We start from the raw sequence: 14,309 nt of genomic DNA on the forward strand, positions 1-14,309 counted from the left end.
CGAATTAATTGCGCGATATTTAATTCAAATAGACGGCAGAAATATCGAACATATCCGCCATGACAGAGGCCGTCGTTGGCCAACGCCCTGCCCCCTTGCCGCGAATACGATACTCGTCGCCGTCAGAGAATTCAAAAATTGCATGCGCTTCTTCGCCGTCTGCTTGCGCAATGAAATTATTGGGAGATAAATCGCGAAGTTCTAGCGTGGCAGAAAATCCATTTTTGTCACGCCAGACAGTTGCAACGCGCTTCATAATCCCCTTGGGCGGCTCATTTGGCGCAAAGTTCTCTATCGTTTCGCGTGGAATGTCATTCAAAGTCAGTTGTTCGCCAAATGCCAAAAGGGCAATCAACCTAATTTTGGCAGCTGCATCTGCGCCGCCAACATCAGCTGTGGGGTCTGCCTCGGCAAAGCCTTTATCTTGGGCTTCTTTTAAAGCTTCTGCGTAGGATTTACCTTTGTCCATTTCGCCGAGCATATAATTTGTCGTGCCATTTAGAAGGGCCTCGACGCGCGTAATTCTGCCCGCTTCGCGCAAACACATTTCCAGAACAGGCATGCCACCACCTGCCGCGGAGGAAAAGAGCAGCTTCACATTATGCTTTGTTGCTAGATCAATGAGGTCTTGCCCGCCAGCTGCAATGGCTTGCTTATTAGCGGATACAACATGGACGCCCGCCTTCAACATATCTTCTGTCATTTTCAGCGCAGGGTCGATGGGGCCAGAGACATCGATAAAGATGTCAGGTTTAGCGTCAAACAAATCTTTGGCAGACGTTGTTAGCAGGGACGGCGCATAGCCTTGGTCGATATATTTGTCGACATTGCGCACCATGATTTTGACTAGGTCAAAATGCTGCGGATTCGCTTCGATCTGGCGGAACACGCCGCCGCCAACTATCCCGCAGCCTAACATCGCCACGCGGAGTTTCTTAACTTTAGGCGCAGGTGATAGCGGGCCTGTCTTATCGCCGATTTTAGTGAAACGCGGGAGGCCCGGGCGACCCAAGCGGAACGTCATATTATTGGCTTTGGCAAACGCAAGAGCTTTGGGGGCAATAAGGGGCGCAGCTTTGACGGCGGCATCGTTATAGGAGATATGCTCATATCGCAGCGGCGCAGTGCCAGACTGCCTAGGATCACGATCATAGACGCCGTCGACATCTTTAAGCAGCACAGCTTCAACACCTAATTTATCAGCCACATAAAGTGCCGTGAGATCAGCCCCGCCTTGACCCAACAAGACAGGTCGATCTTTTTCGCCGATCGCCACAAAGCCAGGCATAACGACAATATCATGGGCTTTAAGGTCAGCGAGTAGTTGGTCCGTATTCAGTCCGGTAAGCTCCGCATCCATATAGGAGCCACGGCCAGTCAGCCCGAGGTCACGCGCTTGGCGGACAAAAGCGGGGGCGCCGATCCGTTCCAGCGCCAGAGCGAGCAAAGCGGCCGAACGCCGCTCTCCTAGTTGAAGCAATTCAGGGAGGTTTTTCGCTTGACCTTCTGGGCCGATATTTCGTGCTTCGGCCAAAAGGATATCCGTTTGATCGCTTTGCGCAGAGGTAACAGCGACGACGTTTTGGCCCTGACGGTAATGACGATAAATCTCGGCTGCCGCACGCGTATAATCGTCTAGCGAATTTAAGACGCTATGGCCGAAATTTAGAACGATGACAGAGTACTGGCATATGCCCTCACTTTAATGGCGATCATCGCCGTGTTTAATCAGCGTCCGCGTCTAAAGAGTAGGCTGCGGCAAGTCAATTATTTGGCCAGGTAATTTGATGGTAGAAAAGTGCGCGGAAAAGAAGGTGCTAAAATGAAGGCATATTCCCCGTGGCAATCCACGGCACCGCAACGGCCAGAACAATGCTAATGATAAGCCCAAAGAACAGACGCGCCATATCCATTGAAACATCCCTGACAGCCTCGCTGCGTGAACGAAGATCCGCGATATAGCTGATCGCCAGCTCGCGACCTGCAATCAATCCCATAAATACCCAAGTCGTAGACATCGGGATGTCGCTGATTTCTTTGAAGATAAACAAAATTGCCCCAAACATAAGGTCAACCAATATTGCGGCACGAATGTCTGTCGTATTCGTCTTGTTCAAGATGATCTTTTGAATTTTGCCGCCACGTGACGCAAAGACATAGGCCATCAATATGACCATGGATACGATACCAAAGATCATCACCGTTGGATCAAAATATACGCTGACTGTCCCGTCTGCAGCTGTCGTTGTGACTCGCGGCATAAAGACGAAAATATTGGCAAAATCCTGCGCAAGCCATTGCCACCAGAGAAACGCCGTTGAGAGCCATTGCGCCGTGACCCAGCCAATATGCATACGCTGCCCTTTAGTGCGGTCAATCCATCGTGACCAAACGCGAGCGATACATAAATAGACAAAGCCGCCTGCCACCAGAGCCACAACATAGCCAAGCGCAGATTTGGTTAGCATTTTGCCCAAAACACCCTCGGTCCCCACCCCGCCTGTCAAAGCAAAGACCGTCAGAACCAGAAAAGTCGTCGAGACGGGAATTCCGAACCGCGTTAGGAATAGCAAAACTGCGGCAGGCAGGACATGATACCACTGTATACCGACCTCGCTATAAGGCAGCTGATTAAGGCGGCCAAAGGCAATATCGCCGTCCTGCGTGTAATATCCATAAACCGTTACGGCGACCAGAATAGACGCTGCGTAGAGCCATAAGACCCACCAAGGTCGTTTGGCATTAGACGACAAAAAAGTCCCTAAGGTCTGAATGGCATCATTGGCCACGACCGAGATACGCCGCCAGCAAAAACCCAATGAGCGCTAATAGCTCAATGCCTGCAATTGTCATGAAGAGTCCAGCCTTTGGGTCAAGTCGTTACGCGGATCAAACCGTGCCGCCGTGTTCCATGAGCTAGGCGATTTGTCTTTTCAAGTTTTTGTGAAGTATGATCAGTCTTAGCGCGGAGGCATCCGTGCGCCAGCATCCGTGCGGATATACTCGGCATTAATATAGCGGTGTTCACACATGAAATTGACGACTTGCGCATATTCCTCTGGTTGGCCGAAACGCACGGGGAATTGAACATGGGCGCGAAGGTTATCCTTCACTTCGGGCTTCATTTGCTCATAGATCGGCGTTTCGTAAAAGCCTGGGAGGATTGTGTTCACTCGAATACCTTCGCGCGCAAGGTCACGCGCCATCGGCAAGGCCATCGACAAGATTCCGCCCTTAGAACTGGCATAGGCGACTTGCCCGATCTGTCCGTCCTGCGCCGCCACCGAGGCCGTGTTGATCACAATACCACGTTCGCCGTCGGGCGCCACTGGTTCTAGCGTCATCATGCCTGCAGCAGATTTTGAGGCACAGAGAAATGAACCGATCAAATTGATATTAATAATGCGGATATAGGCCGCTGGGTCATGCGCAATAATTTGGCCCGTATCGCGTTTGCGCGCGACAGTTTTGATCCCACCGCCAATACCAGCACAATTCACCATGATGCGCTCTTGACCAATAACGGCGCGCACAGCCTTAAATCCTGCATCAACAGAATCGTTATCAGCCACATTCACCTTGGCAAACACACCGCCAATCTCTTTGGCCACAGCTTCGCCGCCCGCCTCATTCATATCGAAAATGCCGACTTTTACGCCTTTAGCCGCCAAACCGCGCGCCGTAGCTTCGCCGAGGCCTGATGCCCCACCTGTGACAATAGCAGATATATGTTCGTTCAATTCCATGGGACAATCCTCTATTTACATAATCGAGGCAACCTAATGCGAGCATAGCAGGAGGCAAGACAAAATGGTTGATACAGCCAGTTTTATGGGTGCGGCTGACTTACGCTTTCCTTCAGGCACCAAGTCTCTCTTATTTGATTTTACCTATGGTGGTTAAACGATCACTTTTGCTTGACTTTTATTCTGACTATAGGTATTGCAAAGATTAGTGATTAATCACTTTATGCTTGCTTGGTATAAATATTAAGCGGCGTAAACATTGGTAGAAAGTAGGGATATGAAAGAGATCGTATCAGATGAACGCGGCGTCATTGCGGCGGCTGGCACAGGGAAAGCCCGCATCGAACGGGCCGCCCTCACCTTATTCTCGGAAACCTCTATTGACGGCGTATCAACCAAATCAATCGCAACTCTGGCTGGGGTGAGCGAGGGGCTGCTCTACAGGCACTTTAAAAGCAAAGACGATTTGGCGCGGCAGATGATGCTGACGATCCACAATGATCTGACCTATTTGATCCATTCGGCCTATGATCTCTATCTCGAAGAGGCCGTGGCGCATATCGTGGAAAACTATTGTGCGTTAGCAGATGAGGACTGGGCCTTGTTTCGCTACCATATCCTACACCTCCACCGCTTCCCCGGCCTATCTAACACACCCACGCAAAACCCCCTCGGGGCCGCAACGCAGTTGATCGCCAAGGCACAGAATGAGGGCACAATCGCCTCAAAAGAGCGTCCCGAAGTCCTTGCGGCCATGGCACTTGGCGTTGTGCTAAGCGCAGCACAAGCCAAAGTCTTGGGCGGTATTTCTGGCCCGTTATCAGACCATAAAGACCAATTTATCAAGACGGTTATGGCTGTTTTGAACGTCGCGTAGGAGGCACTCATGCGCTCGCTTATTTTCAATATATTTTTCTACACTGTGACATTTCTATATGCTGTCACCTGCGTTGTTTTTCTCTCTTGCCGGGACGTAAAATGATGATGGCGAGCTTGCGGCGTTATACAATCGTTATGACGTGGGCGATGCGCAATATCGCAGGTATCAAAGTCGAAGTTTTGGGTCGAGAGAATGTGCCGGATGATCAGGCCGTTATTCTTGCCGCCAAACATCAGAGCTATGGAGACGGCTTTGTGATTTTCTCGCAGTTTTTCGACATGTCTTTCGTGACAGGCAACCAACTCCTGAAAATTCCGCTCCTGCCACGTATTTTGGACAAGATGGACGCTGTCGTCATCGATAGCTGCGGCGGATCGGACGTGCGTCAAGAGATGGAAGCGCAAGCCGCAGTCATTCGGGAGCAAGGCCGAAAAATCTTGATATTCCCAGAGGGTCACCTCTCACAAATCGGGACACAGCACCGCTACCGCAAGGGCGTTTGGCATCTCTATAATGATTTTGGCTGCCCGGTTGTGCCTGTCGCGAATTCACTGGGTCAGCGTTGGAACCAGATGGACTGGAAAAAATATCAAGGGCCCGCATTTATAGAGTTCTTAGACCCCATCCCGCCAGGCATGGAGAAAGAACCATTTATGGCCCTGCTGGAAGAGCGGATTGAGACGCGATCCAAAGCATTGCTAGACCGCGTCAATCTGGGCGCGTTAAACCCGGACGACATTGGAAAAACGGTCGAAAATGATGCCGCCCGTGCGAAACGGCTTGCAAGAGAGAGCGAAGCCGCCACAGTAGACCCAACCAAATAATTATTCCACAGGCCAGACCAGGTCGCACAGAGGAAATAGGCACGGGGAAGTAAAATGAGCTTAAAAATTGCTGGAAATTTGCTGACAAAGCGAACCTTTCTGCCTCTCTTCGTGCTGTTTCAAGCTGGTACGGTAAATGACAACGTGCTGAAGAACGCTTTGATCGCACTCGTCACCTATGCAGGCATGGTTTTGTTCTCAGACGACTTGCCACGCAACGGCCTAGTCGCGATTGCGGCCCTGCTTTTCACCCTGCCTTTTTTAATTCTTTGCACAATCGCAGGACAGATCGCCGACAAAGTCGATCGCGGTGTGATTTTGAAATGGATTAAACGTGCTGAGGTGTTGATTATGGTCGTCGCGGCGATCGGGCTATTCCTCCAAAACACCTATATACTAGCGCTTACTTTAGCATTGATGGGGGCGCAGTCTGCGTTTTTCTCTCCGACCAAAAATGCGGTTCTCCCACAATGGCTCAAAGATGATGAGTTGATTACAGCCAACGGTTTGATGAGTGGGTTTCAGTTTTTCTGCATCTTACTTGCCATGGTGCTAGGCATCCAAGTCGTGATGACGCATTTTAATAAAGCCACCATGGGATTTGATCCTGATATTTTTTGGATCGGGCCTCGCTTGATCGCCGTCATTTTATTAGTGCTCGCCTTTATCGGCTGGTTTGCCGCCGAACGCGTGCCTACCGCACCGGCGCCAAAGCCTGACCTGAAAATCGACTGGAACCCGGTCACCTCCATCATCGGTGTATTAAAAACATCGTTCCAACATATGCCTGTCTTCCGCCCCATGCTCGGCATTGCGTGGTTTTACGGGTTTTCCAATGTCATGATTCTCGTCCTACCCGTCTTTGTGGCAGATGTGTTGAGATATGACGAGACTGTTTTGGTGATGATCCTCGTCGCCTCAACGCTCAGCATCCTTATCGGGTCTTTACTCTGCCTCGTGCTGGCTCGAGGGAAGGAGGCGATGGGCTTAGTCTTGTTTGGCATTATAGGCGTGACGCTCTTTACACTCGATCTCTACCTCAATACAGAGCCGTCGGCGCGCACGACTTTGGCAGGTATGGAGGCCTTCAAGGCCGACCCTCAAACGCCGCGCTTCTTACTGGCCATCATGGGGTCTTCTATTTGCGCAGGGCTCTACGTCGTCCCATTACAAGCTATGGCGCAGCGACGCTCCCCCGTTGAGGTACGGGCGAGATTAATGAGTGCGGGCGCCGTTTTATTGAATGCTGCGGTCAATATTGTGACATTTGGCCTGATCGGTTTGAGCTTAAGCGATAAGATTGGCTTACCGCCAATGAAGCCCGCCACACCATTCTTGGCAGTCGTTATTATTTCAAGCATCGTGTCGGTCTACGCCATTCGTCGCTTCTTGCAAATGCGGCGGGCAGATGCGGCGAAAGTCCCACACTGAATCTGCGACTTGAGCCTATAAAAAAACACCTGTAATTAAGACTCCCTTAACCCCAATCGGGCGGTATAGGCGCATCGCACTTAGGAGCTGACACAATGACACGTGCATGGATCGCACTCGCTTTAACCGCCATGACAGCCGCCCCAGCTTACGCCGCGGCGCCCAGCCTTGAAGGCACATATAATGACTGGCAAGTCTTTGCGCGCACAGAAGGCGGTGAGAAAATTTGCTATGTTGTGACCAAGCCAGAATCCATGGCACCATCTAACGTCGCACATGGTGATGTCTATTTCATGGTGTCGTCTTGGCGCTCTGGCCTCGCGACTGAACAGCCTAGTTTTCTGGCTGGATACCCGCTCAAGACAACCCGCACACCCCAAGCCAAAGTAGGCGGCACGACAATCTCTATGTACGGCGCAGATAATGAAGCCTATATCGAATCCAGCTCGGATGAACGCAAACTTGTATCTCAAATGCGCTCTGGGTCATCCATGACTGTGAACGCCGTCAGCGCCCGCGGCACAGAAACGCGTTACCGTTTTTCGTTATCAGGCGTCACGGCCGCGCTGAAGAAGGCCAAATCCCTCTGCGCCAACTAATCAGATTGCAGTTTGCACCTGACAGCCTAGCGGGCTAAAGCGCTCCTATGAGCCAGAAAACTGACATCGGAATTTTGGGCGCTGATGGGCGCATGGGGCAAGCTGTGGCAAAAGTCTTAGCAGATCACAAATCCGCACGCCTAACCGCCGCCCTCACTGCCCCAAATAGTCCGCTATTGGGTCAAGCTATCAACGGCGTGACTTACACGGATAATTTCGACACGGCTTTGACAAATTGTGATGTCCTGATCGACTTTTCCGCGCCCGAAGCTACTCTTCGCGCGGTGGAATTAGTTGCAGCAGGCGAGACACGCTGCCGCGCGGTCGTGTCTGGCACAACAGGCTTAGGGCCACATGACGAAACAGCGCTGATCAAAGCGGCTGGGACAATGACGCTGCTGCGCTCTGGTAATTTCTCCATGGGCGTGAACCTGCTGGAAGCTTTAGTGGAGCAAGCTGCCCGCGCCTTAAAAGACGGGTGGGATATCGAAGTGTTGGAAATGCATCACCGCCATAAAGTCGATGCACCGTCAGGCACGGCCTTCATGCTAGGCCAAGCCGCCGCCCGCGGTCGTGGTGTGAAGTTGCTAGACGCGCAAGTCTTATCTCGCGAGGGCCAGACGGGCGCGCGCACAGAGGGCGAAATTGGCTTTGCCACACTGCGCGGCGGTGGCGTCATTGGCGCGCATGAAGTCCGTATCGCCAGCGAGCTTGAAATGGTGACACTCTCCCACGATGCCTTTGATCGGTCTGTCTTTGCCGAAGGTGCTGTTAGTGCAGCCCTCTGGGCGGGAGAGCAGAAGTCTGGTCTGTACTCTATGCGGGATGTCTTGGGGCTTTAGTCTGGCTCGCCATAAACGGCTTGATCCAATTCATATTGAAGCGATCCCGGCGCGTGACGGTGGAAATGGCGAGCGAAACCGTAAGCTATGCCGGCCCAGATCATCATAACAGCGAAGAAAATAATAAATTGCCAGACCAGATAGCCCGGTTCGATTACGCGGTTTTGCCCTGAGAGATTATAGATCAAATTCAACCCCCATTCGAGCGCTTTGAAAATGACAGGCGTCAACAGCAGGATCGACCACAGGCCGCCCGCGACATAGGCCGCAGCACGTGGGTTATTCACGCGGCGATAAATTTCTACATATGCCTCTTTTGACAGGCCCGCAGGGATCATGGCTTTTGGGGTCTTATAAGCGAAATCATCCTCCGCATCCCGCGCAACATTTGCGTATCCCAACGCTGCCCGCACCGAATAAATACTTGCGACGAGAGCGAGTAAACACAGCGCCCATACAACTGGATTAGCCAATAAAATTTTCATACGATGTTATATAGTCACACATGGATGACGTTCAAGTTTATTTTGACGGCTGACGTCGCTCAACAGGCCTTAGACTTTCATGATATTCCGTGTTAGGAGCGAGGCTTTAACGGCCAAAAGGGGCAGGCCAATGATGAAACTCTTTGCAGAACTCCGACGACGCAACGTCTTGCGCGTGGCTGGCACTTTCTTGGTGGGCAGTTGGTTCTTAGTGCAAATGGCGTTTACACTCGAATCCGTCATGAATTTACCCGAATGGTTTGACGCGATCTTCATGGCACTTCTTATTCTTGGCCTGCCCGTTGCTATTATTCTGGCGTGGGCGTTTGAGCTAACCCCAGAAGGATTTAAGCGGACAGCTGTGGTGAATGAGGCCGATTCTATCGCCGCTAAGACGGGCAAGAAGTTAGATATTGCCATCTTGATCGGCTTCGCCCTGATCGCAGGCTTACTTATCATGGGACAGTTTCGCGGCGGGTCTTCGGGCGCGACAAAATTGTTGAAAGTTGATGGTAGCTCTGTCGCTGTGCTGCCATTTGAAAACCGCAGCGCCGATCTTGATAATGCTTATTTTGCCGACGGCATCCATGATGAATTACTGACCGCCTTATCCAAAGTCGACGGGCTGGACGTGATTTCGCGAACCTCCGTCATGGGGTATCGCAATACAGAAAAACGTATTCCCGAAATCGCCGCAGAGCTTGGCGCAGCGGCTGTGCTGGAGGGCGCTGTGCAAAAATCAGGTGAGCGCGTGAGGATCACGGTGCAATTAATTGATGGGGCAAATGACACGCATATTTGGGCCAATAATTACGACCGCGCCCTGACCACAGAAAATATCTTCGACATTCAAGGAGAAATCACCAATGTCATCGCGGCGTCGCTCAAAGATGTTTTAGGCGGAAATTTAGAGGTCACGCCCTTGAACGGCCCTACTGATAATCTCGCAGCGTTTGAGGCCTATATCAAAGCCAAACTACAGGCCAATCCAGGCAATCCTGTGAAAGACGATTTAATCAAAGCACTGGCCCTTTACGATCAAGCCGTATCGCTTGACCCAAACTTTGCCGAAGGGTGGGCTAGAAAAGCCTATACCCATATGGCGCTCTATTGGTTTCATGGTCGCGATCAGGCTGACTTAGCCCTCGCAGTCCCCGCGCTCGACAATGCCAAGCGGCTGTCGCCTAACGCCTTGGACACTTTGGTCGCCAATGCCTTTTATCACTATTGGGGTGAGGCAGATTTTCGCGCTGCAAATGACGCTTTCGATCAGGCCTTACGTGTTGCTCCGGGTGATGTGGAGGCAATTGCGGGGAAAGCCTTTATCACGCGACGTCTCGGAAATTTTGAAGAGAGCCTCGCCGGGCTGGAAAAGGCCCATCGCCTTGATCCACTCTCTTATTATCTTATTCCTGAATTAGGGCTCACCTATGCGCTTTTAGGGCGCGCAGAAGAGGCCAAGGCCATGATGGAAAAAGCCCGAGACATGGATCCGCAATCTTTGCAAGGTGCAGGGTTTCGCGCGGCGGTTGCGCAATTCCGAGGGGATGCCGATGCCGCCTATGAGGCATTTAAACCCGTCGCCGCATACCTTCCCAGCGTATATGTCAATTACGCCCTCGCCACTCGTGATGAAGCCAAGGCCCGCGCCGCGATGAAAGCTTGGCCAGACGACAGGCGTCAAAGCGATGACGATAAACTTAAATACGCCTATAAAGCATGGGCGGTGGCAGACGCTTTTGGCGATGCTGCTGAGAAAGAAGCTGCAACGGACGCCTTAAGGGCATTCTATGATCCAACAGAGACATGGCGTGTCGGCCAAGCCATTTCGCCTGTTATACTGCCCGCAATCCTAAGGGACACTGTGCGCTTGCGGGAGTTGGACGAAGCGCACCAAACATTTGACACAGACGATCAACTCACCCGCCTAAGCACTTATGGAGAGCTCGCAGGGGCGTTTGCCGAAATAGGCGATCAAGGCCGCGCAATGGATTATATAGAGCAAATGGAAGCTTTGACGGGGCCGCACATTTTATTGGTGCTAGAAAACGATATGGGGCTAGACGGCTTACGCGACCATCCACGTTATAAAGCCCTGCAAGCGCGCTATGCTCGCATTGCGCCGTAGCAGACCTGCGCAACAAACTCCCTATCACATTTTGCTTGTGAATAAGATGCAACCTTCATAAGCCCTGTTACGTAGACATAGTGACAGACCTCTTCCCAACATGGATTATTTTATGACCGCCCCGAAAATTGCTTTTATCTGCGCCTCCCTGCGCGACGGCTCTATCAATCGCAAATTGGAACAATCTCTCATTAAGCGCTTCAAAGCAGCTGGGGCAGATACGACGTCGATTGACTTGGGCAAATATCCTATGCCGATTTATCACGGTGACTTGGATACGCCTGATACCGTCCAAGCCTTTATTGATGAAATGGTAAAATATGACGGCATCGTTGTAGTATCGCCTGAATATAATGGTTGCCTTCCGCCGCTACTCAAAAATACGATCGATTGGACCAGCACAGTCAGCACGGATTATATCAAGACCGCGATATGGGGACTCGCTTCCTGCACACCTGGTCCGATGAGCGGGATTATGTGCATGCGCCAAATGCAATTTATCTTTACGCGCCTCGGCGGTCACGTTCTACCTGTCCAAGTCGGCTGCGGAAATGCCAGCAAGGCGTTTGACGACAACAACAATCTGACGAATGAAAAAACACTAGAGATCGCCGATAAAATGCGTGACATGATGCTGGAATGGGCAGCTGCGAAAGGCTAGGCTCGCGCTATGGCCGAGAAAGAAAAGCTCTATAAAAATCTACCGCGCCCGAAACTCAATCGGGCGCAAATCTCCGAAATTTACAAACATCTGCAATCGCTTGATCCCGCCCCGCGTACAGAATTAGACTACCACAACCCCTACACCCTCGTCGTCGCTGTCGCCCTCTCGGCGCAGTCAACCGATGTAGGCGTGAACAAGGCGACAAAGGCCTTGTTCAAGATCGCTGACACGCCAGAGAGAATGGTCGCCCTTGGCGAGGACGTCGTGCGCGATCATATTAAAACCATCGGACTTTACCGCAATAAAGCCGCCAACGTCATTAAGCTGAGTCGGATGTTGATAGACGAGTATGATTCAATCGTTCCCGAAGATCGGGACGAATTAATTAAACTCCCGGGCGTAGGGCGAAAGACGGCGAATGTTGTGATGAATGAAGCCTTCGGTCACCCGACCATGGCCGTCGATACACATATTTTTCGTGTTGCCAATCGCACTGGCATGGCCCCCGGTAAAGACCCATATATCGTCGAGTTAAACTTGCTGCGTGTGACGCCCGAAGAATACGCCCTCCATGCCCATCACTGGCTCATTCTCCACGGTCGCTATACCTGCATCGCGCGTAAGCCGAAGTGTTATAATTGCGCGATCCGAAACATTTGCAAATTTACCAAGAAAACACAGCGGCCAGAAGATTAGCGGCCCAACCGTTTCGCGAGCGCCTTGGCAAACATCACTGCGCCCTTATTCAAGCCGTCATTACCGACTTTAGCATGCGGGAGATATAGATAGGGCTCTAACATTTCCAGCTCAATCAAACGCAAGCGGCCATCACGCCCCCGCAGCAAATCCACGCGCGCGTAGAGCGGTGTGAAGTCGAGACTATCCAGCACAGAGCGCGCTGACTCGCGTTCATCTGATGTCGGCGTATAAGGCGTTTCCGTGCCCCCATAGAGCGACTGAATTCGGTAGTCACCAGGTTTAGCTTGCTTCAGCACCGCATGCGAAAATGCTCCGCCAAAGTATAAAAAGCTAAACTCGCCTTCAGTTTGCACGCTCGGCAGAAAGTCTTGGATCAACGCCGCGTCAGGGGGCAGCTGATCTTTGCTGGGGAAGGGGTCGCCCTTTTTATAGAGCACTTGCCGCCAAGCCCCGCCGCCAACTTGTGGTTTGATGACCAGCATGTCTGTGCCCAATTTGTCGAACGCTTTGGTGACATTCGCCTCGGTGACTCGATCAACGGTCACCGTATGAATGACAGGAGCCCCGCTGGCTTCCAACTCGTCAAGATAGGACTTATTGGCGTTCCATTTCAAAACTTTGAAATTGTTGAACAGCTTTGTTGTCTGCTCAGCTTTGGCCATTTCAGACAGAAAAGCCGCCTCATTTCCTTCAAAGTAATCCCACACCATAAGAGGCAGCATCGCGTCAAATTCAGCTGCTTTCGCGGCAGCGTCCCGCCAGCGGATAGAGACCAGTTCTATGCCTTCAGCCGCTAGCGCAGGCGTTAACGTGCCGACTTCTTCGACATATTCAAATCGGTCGTCTCGTGTCTCAGGGCCATCGGGTAAGAGGTTGTCGGAGATAAGCAATGCGACTTTTTTCATGGCGAGTGCCTTTAGCTGGGTTTCCATTTGCGAAAATGGCCCTAATGCTTTAGCGGCTGCCCCACAAGAGTTTGTGCTGTTTTAAAGGGCTAGATCGATGGAAACCAAATATGATGTGTTAGGCATTGGCAACGCCATTATGGATGTGATCGCCCCCGTGACTGACGCATTCCTCACCGATCACGGCATGACCAAAGGTGCGATGACGCTGGTTGATCAGCCTCGCGCCCTTACGATACATACTTCAATGCGCGCAGCCTCCACCCCAACGGAAATTGCGGGTGGCTCGGCGGGGAACACGATGGTCGGTATTGCGAAGATGGGCGTGCGGGCGGCCTATATCGGCAAGGTCGGCAAAGACGAAACAGGTGAAAAACTCGCGGCAGGGTTTCGCGAAGCGGGGCTAGAGTTTTCGACAGTCCCGACAGAGAGCGGCACTTCCAGCGCCCGCAGCATGATTGCCGTAACACCCGACGGAGAGCGGACAATGAACACGTTTCTCGGTGCGTCAGTAGAGTTTGGCCATGAAGATATTAAAAAGTCCGAAATCCAAGCCGCAGATGTGATCTATCTCGAAGGCTATCTATTTGACTCAGACGCCGCAAAATCCGCTTATGTCAGTGCATCCGAAATTGCCAAGGCGGCGGGTCGAAAAGTGGCGCTAACGCTGTCCGATAGTTTTTGCGTGGATCGTCACCGCGCGAGTTTTCAGCACCTCGTTGAGCATCATGTTGATATATTGTTTGCCAATGAAGACGAACTGACCGCTCTCACAGGCGAGGCTGATTTTGATGTTTCGCTCGCAAAACTGGTTCGGCAAAATATTGTTGTCTGCGCCACGCGGAGCCATAAAGGGTCAACAATTATGGTGGGCAATGAGCGCCACGACATTCCCGCTGTCTGGGTCGAAAAAGTCGTCGATACAACTGGCGCTGGCGATCAATATGCAGCGGGCGTTTTAGCGGGTCGCGCAATGGGGCTCAGCTGGTCTGACGCGGGCTATTTAGGAAGTTTGGCGGCTCGCGGAAGTCATTTCGCATTACGGCGCAAGACCCCTCACGTCGATCCATGAATTGACGTTTATCTCCCGTCCCGTTTTAAAAGCT

At 51.8% G+C, this 14,309-nt stretch carries 13 protein-coding genes and 1 pseudogene; 9 read left to right on the forward strand and 5 right to left on the reverse strand.

The window, feature by feature from the left end; translation table 11 throughout:
* Nucleotides 1–19: 19 nt before the first annotated feature.
* The 3 genes and pseudogenes from AB8615_RS11490 to AB8615_RS11500 form a co-directional block, all read right to left on the reverse strand.
* The gene (locus AB8615_RS11490; RefSeq protein ID WP_418153099.1) at nucleotides 20–1,693 is read right to left on the reverse strand and encodes a homoserine dehydrogenase; all 1,674 of its coding nucleotides are present in this window, start codon (nucleotides 1,691–1,693) and stop codon (nucleotides 20–22) included.
* Nucleotides 1,694–1,817: 124 nt separating this feature from the next.
* A pseudogene (locus AB8615_RS11495) lies at nucleotides 1,818–2,853 on the reverse strand (hypothetical protein).
* A 107-nt stretch (nucleotides 2,854–2,960) separates the two neighbouring features.
* Entirely contained in the window at nucleotides 2,961–3,746 is a 786-nt protein-coding gene (locus AB8615_RS11500; protein ID WP_409432720.1) for an SDR family NAD(P)-dependent oxidoreductase, read from the reverse strand.
* Nucleotides 3,747–4,023: 277 nt separating this feature from the next.
* On the opposite strand from AB8615_RS11500, the gene AB8615_RS11505 reads away from it, so the two are divergent.
* The 5 genes from AB8615_RS11505 to dapB all read left to right on the forward strand — a co-directional run bounded on the left by AB8615_RS11505 (nucleotide 4,024) and on the right by dapB (nucleotide 8,322).
* The gene (locus AB8615_RS11505) at nucleotides 4,024–4,623 is read left to right on the forward strand and encodes a TetR/AcrR family transcriptional regulator (RefSeq protein WP_409432721.1); all 600 of its coding nucleotides are present in this window, start codon (nucleotides 4,024–4,026) and stop codon (nucleotides 4,621–4,623) included.
* 101 nt (nucleotides 4,624–4,724) lie between these two features.
* Entirely contained in the window at nucleotides 4,725–5,450 is a 726-nt protein-coding gene (locus AB8615_RS11510) for a lysophospholipid acyltransferase family protein (protein WP_418152408.1), read from the forward strand.
* Nucleotides 5,451–5,504: 54 nt separating this feature from the next.
* Complete coding sequence (locus tag AB8615_RS11515; RefSeq protein ID WP_409432723.1) at nucleotides 5,505–6,881, forward strand: MFS transporter; 1,377 nt, start codon at nucleotides 5,505–5,507, stop codon at nucleotides 6,879–6,881.
* A 95-nt stretch (nucleotides 6,882–6,976) separates the two neighbouring features.
* Nucleotides 6,977–7,480, forward strand: coding sequence for an invasion associated locus B family protein (locus tag AB8615_RS11520; protein ID WP_409432724.1), 504 nt, complete (start codon nucleotides 6,977–6,979; stop codon nucleotides 7,478–7,480).
* Nucleotides 7,481–7,527: 47 nt separating this feature from the next.
* Complete coding sequence (gene dapB / locus AB8615_RS11525; RefSeq protein WP_409432725.1) at nucleotides 7,528–8,322, forward strand: 4-hydroxy-tetrahydrodipicolinate reductase; 795 nt, start codon at nucleotides 7,528–7,530, stop codon at nucleotides 8,320–8,322.
* Here dapB and AB8615_RS11530 read toward each other — a convergent pair.
* Nucleotides 8,319–8,807, reverse strand: a complete 489-nt coding sequence (locus AB8615_RS11530; protein ID WP_409432726.1) for a hypothetical protein — start codon at nucleotides 8,805–8,807, stop codon at nucleotides 8,319–8,321. The genes dapB and AB8615_RS11530 overlap by 4 nt on opposite strands.
* A 130-nt stretch (nucleotides 8,808–8,937) precedes the next feature.
* Between AB8615_RS11530 and AB8615_RS11535 the strand changes: the two genes are divergently transcribed.
* The 3 genes from AB8615_RS11535 (at nucleotide 8,938) to nth (ending at nucleotide 12,295) form a co-directional block, all read left to right on the forward strand.
* Entirely contained in the window at nucleotides 8,938–10,935 is a 1,998-nt protein-coding gene (locus AB8615_RS11535) for a tetratricopeptide repeat protein (RefSeq protein WP_409432727.1), read from the forward strand.
* A gap of 112 nt (nucleotides 10,936–11,047) precedes the next feature.
* Nucleotides 11,048–11,596 (forward strand): NADPH-dependent FMN reductase, encoded by a 549-nt coding sequence (locus tag AB8615_RS11540; RefSeq protein ID WP_409432728.1) that lies wholly within the window; start codon nucleotides 11,048–11,050, stop codon nucleotides 11,594–11,596.
* A 9-nt stretch (nucleotides 11,597–11,605) separates the two neighbouring features.
* A complete protein-coding gene (gene nth / locus AB8615_RS11545; RefSeq protein ID WP_409432729.1) occupies nucleotides 11,606–12,295 on the forward strand; it encodes an endonuclease III in 690 nt (229 codons plus the stop codon).
* On the opposite strand, the gene AB8615_RS11550 is transcribed toward nth, so the two are convergent.
* The gene (locus AB8615_RS11550; RefSeq protein WP_418152409.1) at nucleotides 12,292–13,203 is read right to left on the reverse strand and encodes an ATP-grasp domain-containing protein; all 912 of its coding nucleotides are present in this window, start codon (nucleotides 13,201–13,203) and stop codon (nucleotides 12,292–12,294) included. The two genes, nth and AB8615_RS11550, sit on opposite strands and share 4 nt — an antisense overlap.
* A gap of 97 nt (nucleotides 13,204–13,300) precedes the next feature.
* Between AB8615_RS11550 and AB8615_RS11555 the strand changes: the two genes are divergently transcribed.
* On the forward strand, nucleotides 13,301–14,275 hold the full coding sequence (locus AB8615_RS11555) for an adenosine kinase (RefSeq protein WP_418152410.1): 975 nt from the start codon (nucleotides 13,301–13,303) through the stop codon (nucleotides 14,273–14,275).
* Nucleotides 14,276–14,309 lie beyond the last annotated feature (34 nt).

Origin of the sequence: Litorimonas sp. RW-G-Af-16 (assembly GCF_048319245.1) — a bacterium.
GTDB lineage: Bacteria > Pseudomonadota > Alphaproteobacteria > Caulobacterales > Maricaulaceae > Litorimonas.